The 14318-nt window shown below is 42.9% G+C and carries 13 protein-coding genes; 4 read left to right on the plus strand and 9 right to left on the minus strand.

Going from position 1 to position 14318, the window contains the following annotated elements; all coding sequences use genetic code 11:
• Nucleotides 1–4: 4 nt before the first annotated feature.
• The 4 genes from MUY27_RS00625 to MUY27_RS00640 all read right to left on the minus strand — a co-directional run bounded on the left by MUY27_RS00625 (nt 5) and on the right by MUY27_RS00640 (nt 5229).
• The gene (locus MUY27_RS00625) at nt 5–943 is read right to left on the minus strand and encodes a hydrogen peroxide-inducible genes activator (protein WP_245128024.1); all 939 of its coding nucleotides are present in this window, start codon (nt 941–943) and stop codon (nt 5–7) included.
• 49 nt (nt 944–992) lie between these two features.
• On the minus strand, nt 993–2828 hold the full coding sequence (gene glmS / locus MUY27_RS00630; protein ID WP_245128025.1) for a glutamine--fructose-6-phosphate transaminase (isomerizing): 1836 nt from the start codon (nt 2826–2828) through the stop codon (nt 993–995).
• Between the two features lie 131 nt (nt 2829–2959).
• Nucleotides 2960–4387, minus strand: a complete 1428-nt coding sequence (locus tag MUY27_RS00635; RefSeq protein ID WP_245128026.1) for a DUF4270 domain-containing protein — start codon at nt 4385–4387, stop codon at nt 2960–2962.
• Between the two features lie 17 nt (nt 4388–4404).
• Nucleotides 4405–5229 carry a glycogen/starch synthase gene (locus MUY27_RS00640; RefSeq protein ID WP_245128027.1) on the minus strand — a complete coding sequence of 275 codons (825 nt, stop codon included), beginning with the start codon at nt 5227–5229 and terminating at the stop codon, nt 4405–4407.
• A gap of 161 nt (nt 5230–5390) precedes the next feature.
• On the opposite strand from MUY27_RS00640, the gene panC reads away from it, so the two are divergent.
• The 3 genes from panC to MUY27_RS00655 are packed head-to-tail and all read left to right on the plus strand — an operon-like array spanning nt 5391 to nt 7633.
• The gene (panC, locus tag MUY27_RS00645; protein WP_245128028.1) at nt 5391–6227 is read left to right on the plus strand and encodes a pantoate--beta-alanine ligase; all 837 of its coding nucleotides are present in this window, start codon (nt 5391–5393) and stop codon (nt 6225–6227) included.
• 45 nt (nt 6228–6272) lie between these two features.
• Complete coding sequence (gene panD, locus MUY27_RS00650) at nt 6273–6623, plus strand: aspartate 1-decarboxylase (protein WP_245128029.1); 351 nt, start codon at nt 6273–6275, stop codon at nt 6621–6623.
• A 26-nt stretch (nt 6624–6649) separates the two neighbouring features.
• A complete protein-coding gene (locus MUY27_RS00655; RefSeq protein WP_245128030.1) occupies nt 6650–7633 on the plus strand; it encodes an energy transducer TonB in 984 nt (327 codons plus the stop codon).
• 100 nt (nt 7634–7733) lie between these two features.
• Here the strand turns inward: MUY27_RS00655 and MUY27_RS00660 are convergent, their stop codons facing one another.
• The 4 genes from MUY27_RS00660 to MUY27_RS00675 all read right to left on the minus strand — a co-directional run bounded on the left by MUY27_RS00660 (nt 7734) and on the right by MUY27_RS00675 (nt 10895).
• Nucleotides 7734–8291 (minus strand): hypothetical protein, encoded by a 558-nt coding sequence (locus MUY27_RS00660; RefSeq protein ID WP_245128031.1) that lies wholly within the window; start codon nt 8289–8291, stop codon nt 7734–7736.
• Between the two features lie 57 nt (nt 8292–8348).
• Nucleotides 8349–8909 (minus strand): hypothetical protein, encoded by a 561-nt coding sequence (locus MUY27_RS00665; RefSeq protein WP_245128032.1) that lies wholly within the window; start codon nt 8907–8909, stop codon nt 8349–8351.
• A 3-nt stretch (nt 8910–8912) separates the two neighbouring features.
• A complete protein-coding gene (locus MUY27_RS00670; RefSeq protein ID WP_245128033.1) occupies nt 8913–9755 on the minus strand; it encodes a hypothetical protein in 843 nt (280 codons plus the stop codon).
• 615 nt (nt 9756–10370) lie between these two features.
• The gene (locus tag MUY27_RS00675) at nt 10371–10895 is read right to left on the minus strand and encodes a hypothetical protein (protein ID WP_245128034.1); all 525 of its coding nucleotides are present in this window, start codon (nt 10893–10895) and stop codon (nt 10371–10373) included.
• A 291-nt stretch (nt 10896–11186) separates the two neighbouring features.
• On the opposite strand from MUY27_RS00675, the gene carB reads away from it, so the two are divergent.
• The gene (gene carB / locus MUY27_RS00680; protein ID WP_245128035.1) at nt 11187–14006 is read left to right on the plus strand and encodes a carbamoyl-phosphate synthase large subunit; all 2820 of its coding nucleotides are present in this window, start codon (nt 11187–11189) and stop codon (nt 14004–14006) included.
• A gap of 90 nt (nt 14007–14096) precedes the next feature.
• Here carB and MUY27_RS00685 read toward each other — a convergent pair whose 3' ends face one another.
• Nucleotides 14097–14255 (minus strand): lmo0937 family membrane protein, encoded by a 159-nt coding sequence (locus MUY27_RS00685; RefSeq protein ID WP_245128036.1) that lies wholly within the window; start codon nt 14253–14255, stop codon nt 14097–14099.
• Nucleotides 14256–14318: the final 63 nt, after the last annotated feature.

The following is a 14318-nucleotide window of genomic DNA, read 5'->3' on the forward strand; positions in this document are numbered from 1 at the left end:
ATAATTATACCGCTTCGAGCAGTTCTTTTTTCTTTTTACTACGCATTCTTTTGGGTATGAATTCAAGAACTTCGTTCTTCAGGGCCTCTATTAAACGGCGTTTAAGATACGTTTTAGGGGTAACCAGGCTAATTTCGCGGGCGGGCTCCGGCGATTTAAAATAGCGCACTTTATCCAGTTGTTTTTCTGTCAGGTCGTTCAGGGCAAGTTCCGGTAGAATGGTTGCGCCGTTATTCAGGTCTACCATTCGTTTTAAGGTTTCTATGCTGCCTGTATTGTATTCGAAATGATGAAAACCTTTGGTTTGTTTCCGCCGCTGGCAAAGGTTCAGCACCTGTTCGCGCATACAATGGCCTTCGTTCAGCACCCAAAGTTCTTCCAGGTCTATTTCGTCAGAGGTGATGTTTTTCCTTTTATAAAGCTGGCTGCTTTTAGACACATAAGCCACAAAGTTTTCATAGAACAGTGGTGTTTCTGTAAGCAACGGTTCCATTAACGGCGTTGAGAGGATGCCGCAATCCAGCATGCCCGATTTTAGTTGCTGGACAATCTGGGCAGTAGTTTGTTCCCACACCACCAGTTTTACCTGCGGATACTTATTAATAAAATATGTGATGATCTTCGGCAGCAGGTATGGCGCAACCGTGGGGATGATTCCAACTTTCAATTCGCCGGAAAGTTCTTTCTGGCGGTCGGTAATAATTTCTTTGATCTTCTGATGCTCGGCCAGCAGCACACGGGCCTGGGAAATGATCTCGGCGCCAAGTTCTGTGGGGATGACCGGTTGTTTGGTACGATCGAAGATTTTGATACCCAGGGTATCTTCCAGCTTTTGTATCTGCATACTCAACGTCGGTTGGGTAACAAAACACTTTTCTGCGGCAGCTACAAAGCTTCGATAGGTGTCTACGGCAACAATATATTCAAGTTGGACGATAGTCATAGTATGTATCTTTATAACAAAGATACATACTATAAATAATATCTATACCCTATTCTACCGTCACGGATTTAGCCAGGTTGCGGGGCTGATCCACGTTACAACCACGCATTACAGCAATGTGGTAAGACAGCAATTGCAGAGGGATAGTGGCAATCAGTGGTACAAAAGCCTCATTCGTTTGCGGGATCTCGATCACGTAATCAGCCATGGAGCGCACTGCTGTATCGCCTTCGGTCACGATAGCGATCACCTGCCCTTTACGCGCCTTAACTTCCTGGATATTACTGATCACTTTTTCGTAAGACGAATGCTTTGTAGCGATGAATACTACCGGCATTTCTTCGTCGATCAGTGCAATAGGGCCGTGCTTCATTTCTGCAGCAGGATACCCTTCTGCATGGATGTAGGAAATCTCTTTCAGCTTCAACGCTCCTTCTAAAGCTACAGGGAAAGAACTTCCGCGGCCAAGGAACAAGCAGTTGCGCGAGTCTTTTATTTTCTCTGAAATTGCTTTTACGGATTCGTTAGTCTTTAACGTTTGTTCGATCAGGTCCGGAATTTCGTTTAGCTCGGTCAGATATTCGATCAGCTTATTGCGGGTAATGGCACCGCGCTGCTGCGCAATGTAAAAGGCAATAAGGGTAAGTACGGTTACCTGGGCGGTAAACGCTTTGGTAGAAGCCACGCCAATTTCCGGGCCGGCGTGTGTATAAACACCCGCATGGGTGATTCTCGGGATGGAAGCGCCAACTACGTTACAAACGCCAAAAATAGTGGCACCTTTTTCTTTGGCCAGTTCTATAGCTGCCATGGTATCGGCTGTTTCGCCAGACTGCGAGATGGCAATAACCAGGTCTTTTTCGGTAATGATTGGGTTACGGTACCTAAATTCTGAAGCGTACTCCACCTCTACCGGTACGCGTGCATACTCTTCTATCAGGTATTCGCCTACCAGGCCTGCATGCCATGAAGTGCCGCAGGCAACGATAATGATCCGGTCGACATTCTTCAGCTTATCGCTGTACTCTTTAATACCGCCCAGCTGTACTTTGCCCTGTTGGGGATAAACCCGGCCGCGAAGACAATCACGTACAGAGCGGGGCTGTTCGTAGATCTCTTTCAGCATGAAATGATCATATCCGCCTTTCTCCAGCATCTCCAGCTGTAATTCCAGCTTTTGGATGTACGGAGTTTGTACGGTATTGTCGATCGTCTTTACCAGCAGGTCGTCCCGACGGATGTAAGCAATCTCATTATCATTAAGGTAGATCACGTTCTTGGTGTATTCTACAATCGGGGTAGCATCCGAAGCGATGAAGTATTCGCCCTTACCTACGCCAATTACCATGGGGCTGCCCTTACGTGCAGCGATCACCATATCCGGGTCATCAGCACTCATGATCACGATTGCATAAGCACCGATCACACGGTTCAGCGCCACACGGACAGCTTCCTGAAGATCAAGCCCGGTTTCATTCTGGATGTCCTCTACCAGATGGATCAGCACCTCAGTGTCGGTATCGCTTTTAAAAATGTGCCCTTTGCCTAATAATGCTTCTTTAATTACATTATAGTTTTCAATGATACCGTTGTGGATGATCGTCAGCTTACGGTCGCCGGATGAGTGGGGGTGCGAGTTACGGTCGCTCGGCGCCCCGTGGGTAGCCCAGCGGGTATGCCCCATTCCAATGGTACCTGATGTGTCTATCCCTTTTACAAAATCTTCCAGGTCGCTAACTTTACCTGCTTTTTTGTAAACGCGCATTTCTTTATCCAGCAGCGCTACGCCTGCGCTGTCATACCCCCGATATTCTAATCGGTGCAAACCCTTAATAATAATAGGATAAGCGTCTCTGTAGCCGATATAGCCAACAATTCCACACATAAAAAACTCTGTTTAATTTGATGATTGATTCCTGCAAAAATAATCAGGCAGGTTAGAAAAAAAACTGCAGCAACATTTTTATGGATATGGCAAAAAAAATCCCCCTTGGTTTAAGGAGGACTTTCTTTGGATTATTTCGTTTTGGTGTAAAGAATATTTAGCCGCATCCGGTACTGGTAATTTGCGGAAGCCTTATTGGATATACCTCCGACAGCGATTACCCTGCCTATCGCATCAGGGCTGGCATCAATACTGACAACTGTTGAAGTGGCAAACGGTGTTGGCGCAATGTAGGTGCCGTAGTCGATCAGCTTACCACGCATCAGATCAGAGATATAGCCGGTGATCACAAAGTGGTATTCTTTTTTAACAGAATTATAATACCCGCCAAAAACATCAGCACTGATAAACCGTGGGTCAGTAGCGATGCCATTAGCCGTCAGGTTACCCTGCGCATCGGGTATATACGTACGTCTTTTAGAAATATCCAGGCGATACATTGTTAGTTTACCCTGTGGCGTATAAGGAATATCAGACCCGGGCAGTACGCTTACAATCAGCTCGGCGCGATTGATGGCAATATTGCCGCCTGCGTTGTTCATAAAGTTCTTCAGGTAAGGGAAAGAAATTTTAGCCCTTGTACCAACAAGCCCGTCAAGATAAACTACTTCCTGAGAAGTGGTAGTTGCCAGCGCGTTTTTAACAGCCGTAGTGTAATTATTATGCTTTATCTCGGTCGCGAAATTATTGGCCGGTAAAGAAACCACAGCAGTATCTATACTGGTACCGGTATTGTTGCGGTAATAAATATCAACGGTTGTAGAGTCCATATTAAAGAACATCCGGCCGCCGGTCCCTACCTGGTTTTTATCTAAGGTAAGGTATAAGCCTTTTACCTGGTTCTGAAACAGACTGTTTGAAGCCAAAGCGTTAGCAGATGCACCGAATAGGTTAGTCTTGAAGAAATCGGTATTCAATTTTACGCGGATCTGCGGATTTACTTTCTTCAGTGTATCGGCTTTACCGGTAACAATGTCCGTAATTTTAATTTTGGTACCCGGCCTGGCATTAAAAGTTAGTGTACCTAACTGGTTACTACTGTTATACGGAAAAATTGCGGTGTTGTAATACACAGTAGACGGGCTTGGGCGATTAACCAGCTGATACGCGTTAAGCTTGTACCGGGTAGTTAAAGAATCCCCGTAAAAAGCGTTAGCGGTTGCATATTTCATTACCAATACGGCCGAATCAACGGTGATGGTGCCGGTTGGTACGGTGTACGCACTTGACGACGGCAGGTTTAAGCTAGTTGCAATGTTAGCCTCGCTTGTGCCAATAACTGGGTCTTTGAAATAGGCTAACGGCGCAGGTGTTAAACTTCCTGTGCTCACACTGTCCTCGGGTACAGTATTGGTAAATACCGTAGCGGTATCTATCAATGTACCGTTCACCTGGCTGGCATCGTCTATTGATAAACCGATGTTGTTTTCGTTTTTACAACTATTAAAAAGAAAAAGACTTATCAACAGGGTTAATAAGTCTATCCGGAAAAATTTCATATATGTCCTTCAAATCTTTAAGCAACGTTCACCAATTCTTCGTTGGTAATTTCGTCGTAAAAATTGTAATAATTTTCGAAATCTAAAGTCGATTTGTATTCCATAACCGCTTTTTGACTCTTTTTAACATTATTTAACACATCCTGGTCAATATCTTCACTGGCCAGCACAATGCCGTCGCTGTATTGGATAGCACCTGTGTATAATGAAGAATTAGTACCTGGTTTGTATACTTCAGTATGGCCTTCGTTCATGTCGCTCATTACCGCTTTGCGTGCAAAGTCAGCGTCTAAGGTCTCATTAAACTCATTTCCATAAATAGAGTAAACAATTTTTGAATGCTTAAAGGTGGGGTCGTCCTTGTAAGTATTCTTTAAATAAGCGGGTACCAGTGCACTCATCCAACCATGGCAGTGTACAATATCAGGCGCCCAGCCTAATTTCTTTACAGTTTCCAATGCACCCTTGCAAAAGAAGATCATGCGCTCGTCATTGTCAGCATAAAACTTCCCATCTTTATCATTAAACACATGCTTACGCTGAAAATACTCTTCATTGTCTAAAAAGTATACCTGCATACGAGCCGACGGGATTGAGGCCACTTTAATGATCAGTGGATTATCATTGTCATTGATAATGATATTCATTCCCGATAAGCGTATAACTTCATGCAGACGGTTCCTGCGCTCATTAATGTTTCCGAAACGCGGCATCAGGATACGGATTTCAAAACCCTTATCCTGCATCGCTTGTGGCAATTGCCTGGTTATTTCAGAAATTTTAGTGAGTTCGAGGAAAGGCGACATTTCATGAGTTATAAACAGAAGCTTAGATTTACCCATCTCTTACAATTATTTAAATAAATTTTTATCGAACCCCCAAAAAAATTTGAGTGTGCAAATATACATATTATGTTAGTAAATATCAACGTATTGTGCAACTAATGTTTGGTAATCTTTAACCAATTACACAACTTTGCCAACTTTTTTGACTTTCAGCAACTTTGAAAATATTCAATACCAAAGCGGCTCTGCAGCAGTATCTGCTTCAAATCCGTCAATCAGGGCAAACAATAGGGTTGGTGCCAACAATGGGGGCATTGCACCAGGGGCACCTCTCGCTGCTGCGCCAATCGCAACAATTTTGCGACATTACCGTGTGCAGCATATTTGTGAACCCTACACAGTTTAATAACCCCGACGATCTGGAAAAGTACCCGCGGCCGATTGAACAGGATATTCAAAAACTGGAAGCAGCTGGCTGCGATGTATTGTTCAACCCAGAGGTAAGCGAAATGTATGCCGGTAATGAGCAATGGCATATTGGCCTTGGTCAGCTCGAACATTTGCTGGAAGGTGAGTTCCGGCCGGGGCATTACCAGGGCGTTACGCAGGTGGTTTACAAACTGTTTGATATCGTAAAGCCGGATGTGGCTTTCTTTGGCCAGAAAGACTATCAGCAGTTTCTGGTGATCAGTAAAATGGTGCAGCTTAAACAGCTGCCGGTTAAGTTGCAGATGTGCCCCATCGAACGGGAACCAGAAGGCCTGGCCATGAGTTCGCGGAATATACACCTGAAACCTGCTGATCGTGAACATGCACTGGTGCTTTCTAAAGCTTTAAAGTTTGTGGTTGACAACTATAACGGCAGTAACCTGCAACAGGTGAAAGCGCAAGCCAGTGAAATGATCCGGAATGAGCCAGGCGTAAAGCTGGATTATTTTGAGATGGCTGATGGTGAAACTTTGCTGCCTGCAACAGACCAGACGCTTGGTATTGTTGCGTTAACGGCTGCCGAAGTGGGTACTACCCGCCTGATAGACAATATGATAATCCGCTGATGCGGCCCTGTTCCAATTACCTGAACATTGTTATAACTTTGCACCATGATTATTGAGGTTTTAAAATCGAAGATCCACCGGGTTAAAGTAACACAGGCCGAACTGAATTATGTAGGCAGTATTACCATTGACGAGGATCTGATAGAAGCAGCCAATATTATCCCGAACGAAAAGGTGCAGATTGTGAACAATAATAACGGTGCGCGATTTGAAACCTATGTAATTAAAGGAGAACGTGGCAGCGGTACGGTGTGTCTTAACGGTGCGACTGCCCGTTTAGCACAGGTGGGCGATATTGTGATTATCATGTCATACGCGCATATGGAAATGGAAGAGGCAAAAAAATATCAGCCTATCCTGGTATTTCCGGATACAGATAATAAGCTGATTAAGTAAATTAGCACGGTAAATAACCGTCAAAAATGCGATCAGCTTACCTAACCTTATTATTCCTGCTCTTTACACTTGTTACCTTCGCGCAAAAGCCCAAGCGCAGAAACATTTACTTCTATAAGAATGACAATACCCGTGTGGAGAGCGCAGACAGTGCGGATTATATCCAGATCGTAAGCGAGCCTGATTCTGGTTCGCAATTGTATAATGTAGAAGAATTTTATAAGAATGATACCCGGCGGTTGATTGGTAAATCTACCCGCATTAACCCTGTTCGTCTGGATGGCACAGTGGCAATGTTCTATCCGAATGGCAACAAAAAGATGTATGCCGAATACACAGACGGCTTCCTGTCAGGCAAAGTTTACCAGTATTATCCAAACGGCAAGCGCTATATCATTAAAGAGTATGTGGTAGATCAAAAGGAATTGGCCATTAAAGCTTACCTGGCAAATCGCGATTCGATCATCACTTCGGTGTTTGATTCGACGGGGAAACCTTTAGCCGAAAACGGAAACGGGCAATACGTAAGATATTTAAACAACTTTAAAGATATTGGCGAGCAGGCTACTATTAAAGATGGCCACTTTGACGGTAAGCTTTCTGGTTTTGACGAGCGGGGCAAAATTACGTTTGAAGAAACCTATGACCACGGGAAGCTGATCAGCGGCTTTTCCACAGATTCAGCCGGAGTAAAATACCTTTATCAACAGCGCTATGTTTCGGGGCAATACCCAGGCGGTCTTTCTGCTTTAGGCAGATACCTTGGCATGAACATCAGGTATCCGGATGAAGCACGACGGGCAAACATACAGGGTACAGTGGCCATAAGGTTTACCATTCGCCGCGACGGAACGGTTGATGATCTTAAAGTGCTTAACCCGGTTTCGCCCGAGTTAGACCAGGAAGCTTTAAGGGTGGTGGAGAAAATGCCGAAGTGGAATAAAGGATACGCCTATGGTCGCCCCGTTCCATTTAGCTATGTAGTGCCTGTTTCGTTTCGGCTGCAGTAATTATTTTTCGGGTTTATCTGCAGTCTGCATAGTATTTAGGGCTTTTTCATTACGTCAATTACGATAGTTGTAAGACTACTGGTTTATAGCGCTTTTATATTTAATTCACATGAAGTGTGCTATAGTCAACTGAATAATCATACGGGATATATTCCATAGTTTGATAGGCTGGTTTACCAAACATCGGTAACACGCGTTCATCATATTTGGCTTTTATAGTCTGCTTCAATTCCAGTTCAATATCTTCGATCATTTGCGGGGTCACGGGAAAGTCTGTTGGAAATGAAAAATGGACTTCTTTAATTAATCCACTTTGCTGAAAGTAAAAAATGATATATAAATAGCTTTTGCCATTAGCTAATTGTTGGAATAGCTCTGGGCCTAAAGCCTTTTTTACAATAGTATTGATTTGATTTTTATTAACCTTAAGGCCTATAATTTCCGGATTGCCTACCAAAAGAGGCGGTGCATGTAGTTTGACTTTGCCCAACTTATTCTCTACGTTATTAAGGGAAACATAAGCTTTTTTGTAGCCTTTATTTACTTTAACCGTATACTTGGTTTGCTTAGCGCTTACAACGCCGGTACTATAGAGCGTTTGTGCTTTTGCTAAAGAAATTACCGCTGTTAGCGCAATAAGGAATAACGTCTTTTTCACGAGCATTAGGAATTTAGCAAAAAGTTATATGGATATCTTCTTAGATAGTTTTTGTTATTATTTAACCTCTAATGAATGTGAATCTAAAGAATAATAAAAAGGTATGTAGCTCATCGTTTTATAAACGGGGCCATTGAAATTAGGTATGGTACGTTCATCAAATCTTGCTTTTAATTTTTCCTTCAGCCGTGTTTCGATATTCTCGATCATCTGTGGTGTAATGGCTAAATTTGATGGAAAGAAAAAGAAGACTTCTTTAATTAAGCCGTCTTGACCGAAACGAAAATCAATATCTATAAAATTTTTAGGATTCTTTAAAAGTTCTTGAAATAATCCAGGGCCTAAGGACTCTTTTATTATTTCGTTAATCTGGTTTTTGTCCACCTTTAATCCGATGATCTCCGGATTAGAGATAACAACACTCGGAGCTTTTAGCCTGGCATTGTATAATTGGCTATTAATGTTCCTAACCGAAACGTACTCTTTGCTGTTTTCTTTTTTTAATACAACCTGATATTTATTTTGCTTAGCAGTTACAATACCTGTTTGAAATATTGTTTGCGCCTTTGCTGCAGTTGCTAAAACGGTTAGCGTAACAGTTATAAATATTTTTTTCATAGTTTAATTACAAGATTTTGAGGTGACTTTAAAAATAGCCGTTGGTAAAAGGTTATAATTAATCGGACTATAGTGACTATCCCCGGGTTGGTATTGATCCCTGTACTTTTCCAAAAAATAAAAATAGGTTTGTTTTGCCGTATCATCGGGGAACATTTCTGTGAAACTTTTTGGGAATGAATTCCCGTTATTGGTAATACTTTTTAGCCATGTAGAGTACTCATTTCTTACACTAGTACTTTGTTGATCCATTGCGGTATAATTAGCCGAAGTTTGAATCATATCACACATGATAGCTGCTTCAAATTCAATATTGGCATGGTCATTTACATTACCATAAGTGCCAAATTGGATATTATGAAAAAATTCTTCATCCAGTGTTTTCTCATAAAAAGAAAGGTTGCTATTCCAGGTAATGGTATTTGAATAATAATCCGTTTGGGCAATTGCGCCGTTTACGGTACTGCCTTTACATACGGTTACCTGTTTTCCGAGATCATTAAAGGCATGCAGCAATGCTTTTTGTAAGCAGTTACCATTATTCATATTGGATATGGTCTGGATGTAATCCATTTGGTCTGCATAAGTCATCGCGTTGCAAGGCTTGGCATTAATAGAATCTAATAATACCGTATTCGGATCGTCTCCTCCGCCCTGGTTTCCCCCGCAAGCCATTTTAATTTTTAAGATGCCCTTTCTATCTCGTTGCCCTATGGCGTCACATTCAACTTCTTCCCCTTCACAAGTTGTAAAAACGTATTCTTCGCTAACTAACTCGCCGTCTATATAAGTTTGCCAGTACCAATCAATACAGGCGTTGGTTTTTTTATTTTTACCTTGAATCACTTTTTTCCCGGCAGAATTTTTGCCAACTAAGATTTTGGTGACGCTATTAATGCCGCTGGTATAAGTTTTTAACTTTTTTATACTGTTTTTCCAGTCCGATAAAATAATATCTCCTGTAAAATCAAGATTGGTCTTTTTTTCAAAATTGGTAATAAGGTTATCAGTTCTACCTCTAAGTTCATATCTTTTTCCGAAGAGGTCAAATATAAATCCGCTTGTAACGCTGCCTTTCGTAATTAGCGCAAGATAACGTAATTGAGTTTTGGTTGAATCGTCATAAATTAAGTCGGTTGAGATACTTACAATCTAATAAGTTTCGCTATCAACGGTTATAGTATGCGCGGTCGTCCAATTTGCTTGTCTGACGAGATTATTTACTGTATAAGCATTGGTGCTATCTCCGTTTTGCTTGTTAAGCCATTGCTTTATACTTTCTGCCGTAATATCTGTTTTAATGCTGCTATCAACTGTGCGGTTGTTATCCTTCTTGCAACTATGAATTAAAAAGGCAATAAATAATATCAATAAAAGCAGATATCGGAAACCCGGAAGTTTGGACAGTTTAGGTTTTGCTTCTTATTACGATATGGTTTTATAAAAGTTTCAGCTATTTGATCACTTCTCCGCTTTGTCTGCTGTAAGCGAAAGCACAACTTTTACACTTACATCTACCTGTTCTTTTTTACGGAGCTTATACAACATGCGCACCCTTACGTTAGGCTCGCGAACGTGCTCGTCTAAAAAGTTGGCGTTGTTAATATCCAGGCTGATCTCGTTACCGGCGTTGGGGGCAATATCGCTTCGCGAGGCAACCAGCATTTCATCTGCACCATTAGCTTTTGCGGCATAGATCTTTACCGAAGAAATATTGCCCAGGTTATAATTCGTCGGGTCTACGGACTGTAGTTTGGCGGAAACCATCCGCACTTTATTAATACGGGTAGCATTGTTGCCGCTTTTGCTGAAGTTTTGGTCGAAACTGGTGGCCCGGCTGATAGCCGAATGCTCTACCCCGGTTTCAGAAGCTGCGGGAATAGTTAACGTAGTGGTATAAGGGAAACTGCATTTCAAAATCTGTTGCATCATGCCGCAGCCGCCTGCTATAAAACAGCCTAAAAACAAGTAAAATAACTTTCTCATCGGTTCTTAAATCGGTATCACGCGGCATGTTTTTACCACATGCCGGAAGCTCTTTTATACTTCACAATATAGCAAGGATTTTGTTCAATTATCATAGTTTTATAAAAATGAAAATTTAACACCGCGCATAACTGTAATTTTCTATCTTTGCATCCCGACGCTGAGAGTCGGTTTTTCACCTCCGGCGCATAGAATCTGCAGTTCATAGCTGAATGGTTCAAAAGTTCATAACAGATTAAACCACAATGAACTATGAATTACAGTAATTGAACTGGAAATATAAAAAAGACTATGCCAAAAGATACCTCCATAAAATCAATTTTAATTATCGGTTCCGGTCCTATCATCATTGGTCAGGCCTGCGAGTTTGATTATGCCGGTTCACAAGCCGCCCTATCGTTAAAAGACGAAGGTATTTCTGTTTCCATCATTAACAGTAACCCGGCTACCATCATGACCGATAAGGTTATTGCCGACCACGTTTACTTGCTGCCCCTCAACTGCGAAAGCCTGGAGCAAATTTTAAGTGAGCGCCAGATTGATGCTGTATTGCCTACCATGGGTGGACAAACTGCCCTGAACCTTTGCATTGAAGCATCGGAGCGTGGTATCTGGGAAAAATATGGTGTTAAGGTGGTAGGCGTAGATGTAGCCGCTATTGAGAAGACCGAAAATCGCGAAGCGTTTCGCCAGTTAATGGTTGAAATTGGCGTTGGGGTGGCAAAATCAAAAATTGCCAACTCTTTCCTGGAAGGTAAAGAAGCTGCACAGGAAATCGGCTTTCCGCTGGTAATTCGCCCGAGCTATACACTGGGTGGTAAAGGTGCAGGTTTCGTACACAAAAAAGAGGATTTCGACGCCGCTTTAAGCCGTGGTTTACAAGCCTCCCCAACACACGAGGTACTGGTAGAGCAGGCCGTTTTAGGTTGGAAAGAATACGAGTTGGAGTTGTTGCGCGATAACAACGATAACGTGATCATCATCTGTTCTATCGAGAACTTCGACCCGATGGGTATCCACACCGGTGACTCGATCACCGTGGCGCCAGCCATGACGCTGAGCGACCGTTGTTACCAGGAGATGCGTAACCAGGCTATCAAGATGATGCGTGCGATCGGTAATTTCGCAGGTGGTTGTAACGTACAATTCTCGGTTAACCCTGCTAATGAAGAGATCATCGCCATCGAGATCAATCCACGTGTATCACGCTCTTCGGCACTGGCGTCTAAAGCTACCGGTTACCCGATTGCGAAGATTGCCGCGAAACTGGCTATCGGTTACAACCTGGATGAAATTGAAAACCAGATCACCAAAACAACTTCAGCATATTTCGAGCCTACTTTAGATTATGTAATTGTAAAAGTTCCTCGCTGGAACTTCGATAAATTTAAAGGCGCTAATAGAGAGCTTGGCTTGCAGATGAAATCTGTAGGTGAGGTAATGGGTATCGGGCGTAGTTTCTCAGAGGCATTGCAAAAAGCCTGTCAAAGCCTGGAGATCGGCCGCGCTGGTCTGGGTGCTGACGGTCGCCAGAGCCGCAACCTGGATGAAATTATGCAAAGCCTGGAACACCCAAGCTGGGACCGCTTATTCCATATTTATGATGCGCTGAGCTTAGGTGTGCCAATTGAATCGGTAAGAAAAGCCACCAAAATAGATCGCTGGTTCCTGAACCAGATCCAGGAGCTGGTGAACCTGGAGAATGAGCTTCGTCGTTACTCTGTAAATAACATCCCTGAAGAATTCTTCTACACCTTAAAACAGAAAGGCTTCTCTGACGTACAGATCGCCTGGATTTTAGGTGGGAATACTACAGAAGAAGACGTTTACAAACGCCGCAAGGAATTAAATATCAACCGTGTTTACAAAATGGTAGACACTTGTGCGGCAGAGTTCCAGGCTAAAACGCCTTACTATTACTCTACCTACGAAGGCGAAAACGAGTCTATCGTATCAGATAAGAAAAAGATCATCGTATTAGGCTCCGGCCCTAACCGTATCGGCCAGGGTATCGAATTTGATTACAGCTGCGTTCACGGCTTATTGGCTGCAAAAGAGGCAGGTTATGAAGCAATCATGATCAACTGTAACCCAGAGACAGTTTCTACCGACTTTAACATGGCTGATAAGCTGTACTTCGAGCCGGTATTCTGGGAGCATGTTCGCGAGATCATCGACCTGGAAAAACCAGAAGGTGTAATTGTTCAGTTAGGTGGGCAGACTGCCTTGAAAATGGCTGAGAAACTGCACGAACACGGCATTAAGATCATCGGTACTTCTTTCGATAACATGGATATTGCCGAAGACCGCGGCCGTTTCTCCGACCTGCTGAAAGACCTTGAAATTCCTTACCCTAAATATGGTGTAGCCGAAACCGCTGAAGAAGCCTTAGAGGTTGCACATGAAGTGGGTTACCCGGTATTGGTTCGCCCAAGCTATGTGTTAGGCGGACAGGGTATGAGCATTGTAATTAACGACGAGGACCTGGAGAAAGCGGTAGTAAACCTGCTGAAAAACCTTCCGGGTAACCGCGTACTTATCGACCACTTCCTGGATCGTGCTGCCGAAGCGGAATCTGACTCCATCTGCGATGGTGAAGACGTGCATATCATCGGTATGATGGAACACATCGAGCCTGCAGGTATCCACTCCGGCGACTCGTCAGCTGTATTGCCGCCGTTCGATCTTTCTGAGACCGTTTTACAGCAAATGGAAGAATATACCATTAAGCTGGCTAAAGCGTTGAACGTTCGCGGTTTGCTGAATATCCAGTTTGCAATTAAGAATGATAAGGTTTACGTGATCGAGGCTAACCCTCGGGCTTCACGTACGGTGCCGTTCATTGCTAAAGCATATGACGTGCCTTACATCAACATCGCCGCTAAAGTGATGATGGACGTAGCGAAACTGAAAGACTTCACAATAGAACGTAAACTGAAAGGATACGCGATCAAAGAACCGGTATTCTCTTTCGATAAATTCCCTGAAGTAAACAAAGAGCTTGGCCCGGAAATGAAATCAACCGGCGAAGCCATCCGCTTCATACCAGATTTGCACGACCCTTACTTTGTGAAGCTGTACAAAGAAAAATCAATGTACCTGAGCAAGTAGGCTTAGCAGAGAAATACTAGAATTAAGAATAAACAAAACAGCCCGGAGCATTTGCCTCGGGCTGTTTTGTTCATGAATTTTTAAAGTTGCTTAATATGCTGTGGTGCCTCTTCTGATGAAGCCCAGCAGTAAAGCGATAATTGCAATTACAAGCAGCGCGTGAATTAAGCCTGTAGCTGAATAAACAAACACGCCTAACGCCCATCCAATAATCAGGATAACAGCGATGATATACAGTAATGATCTCATGGTAGATAGTTTTTTGGTTAATAAATCTTGTTTTCCCTATTCTTTATTTCTTAATTCGAAATA

The organism is Mucilaginibacter straminoryzae, assembly GCF_022953055.1.
Lineage (GTDB): Bacteria > Bacteroidota > Bacteroidia > Sphingobacteriales > Sphingobacteriaceae > Mucilaginibacter > Mucilaginibacter straminoryzae.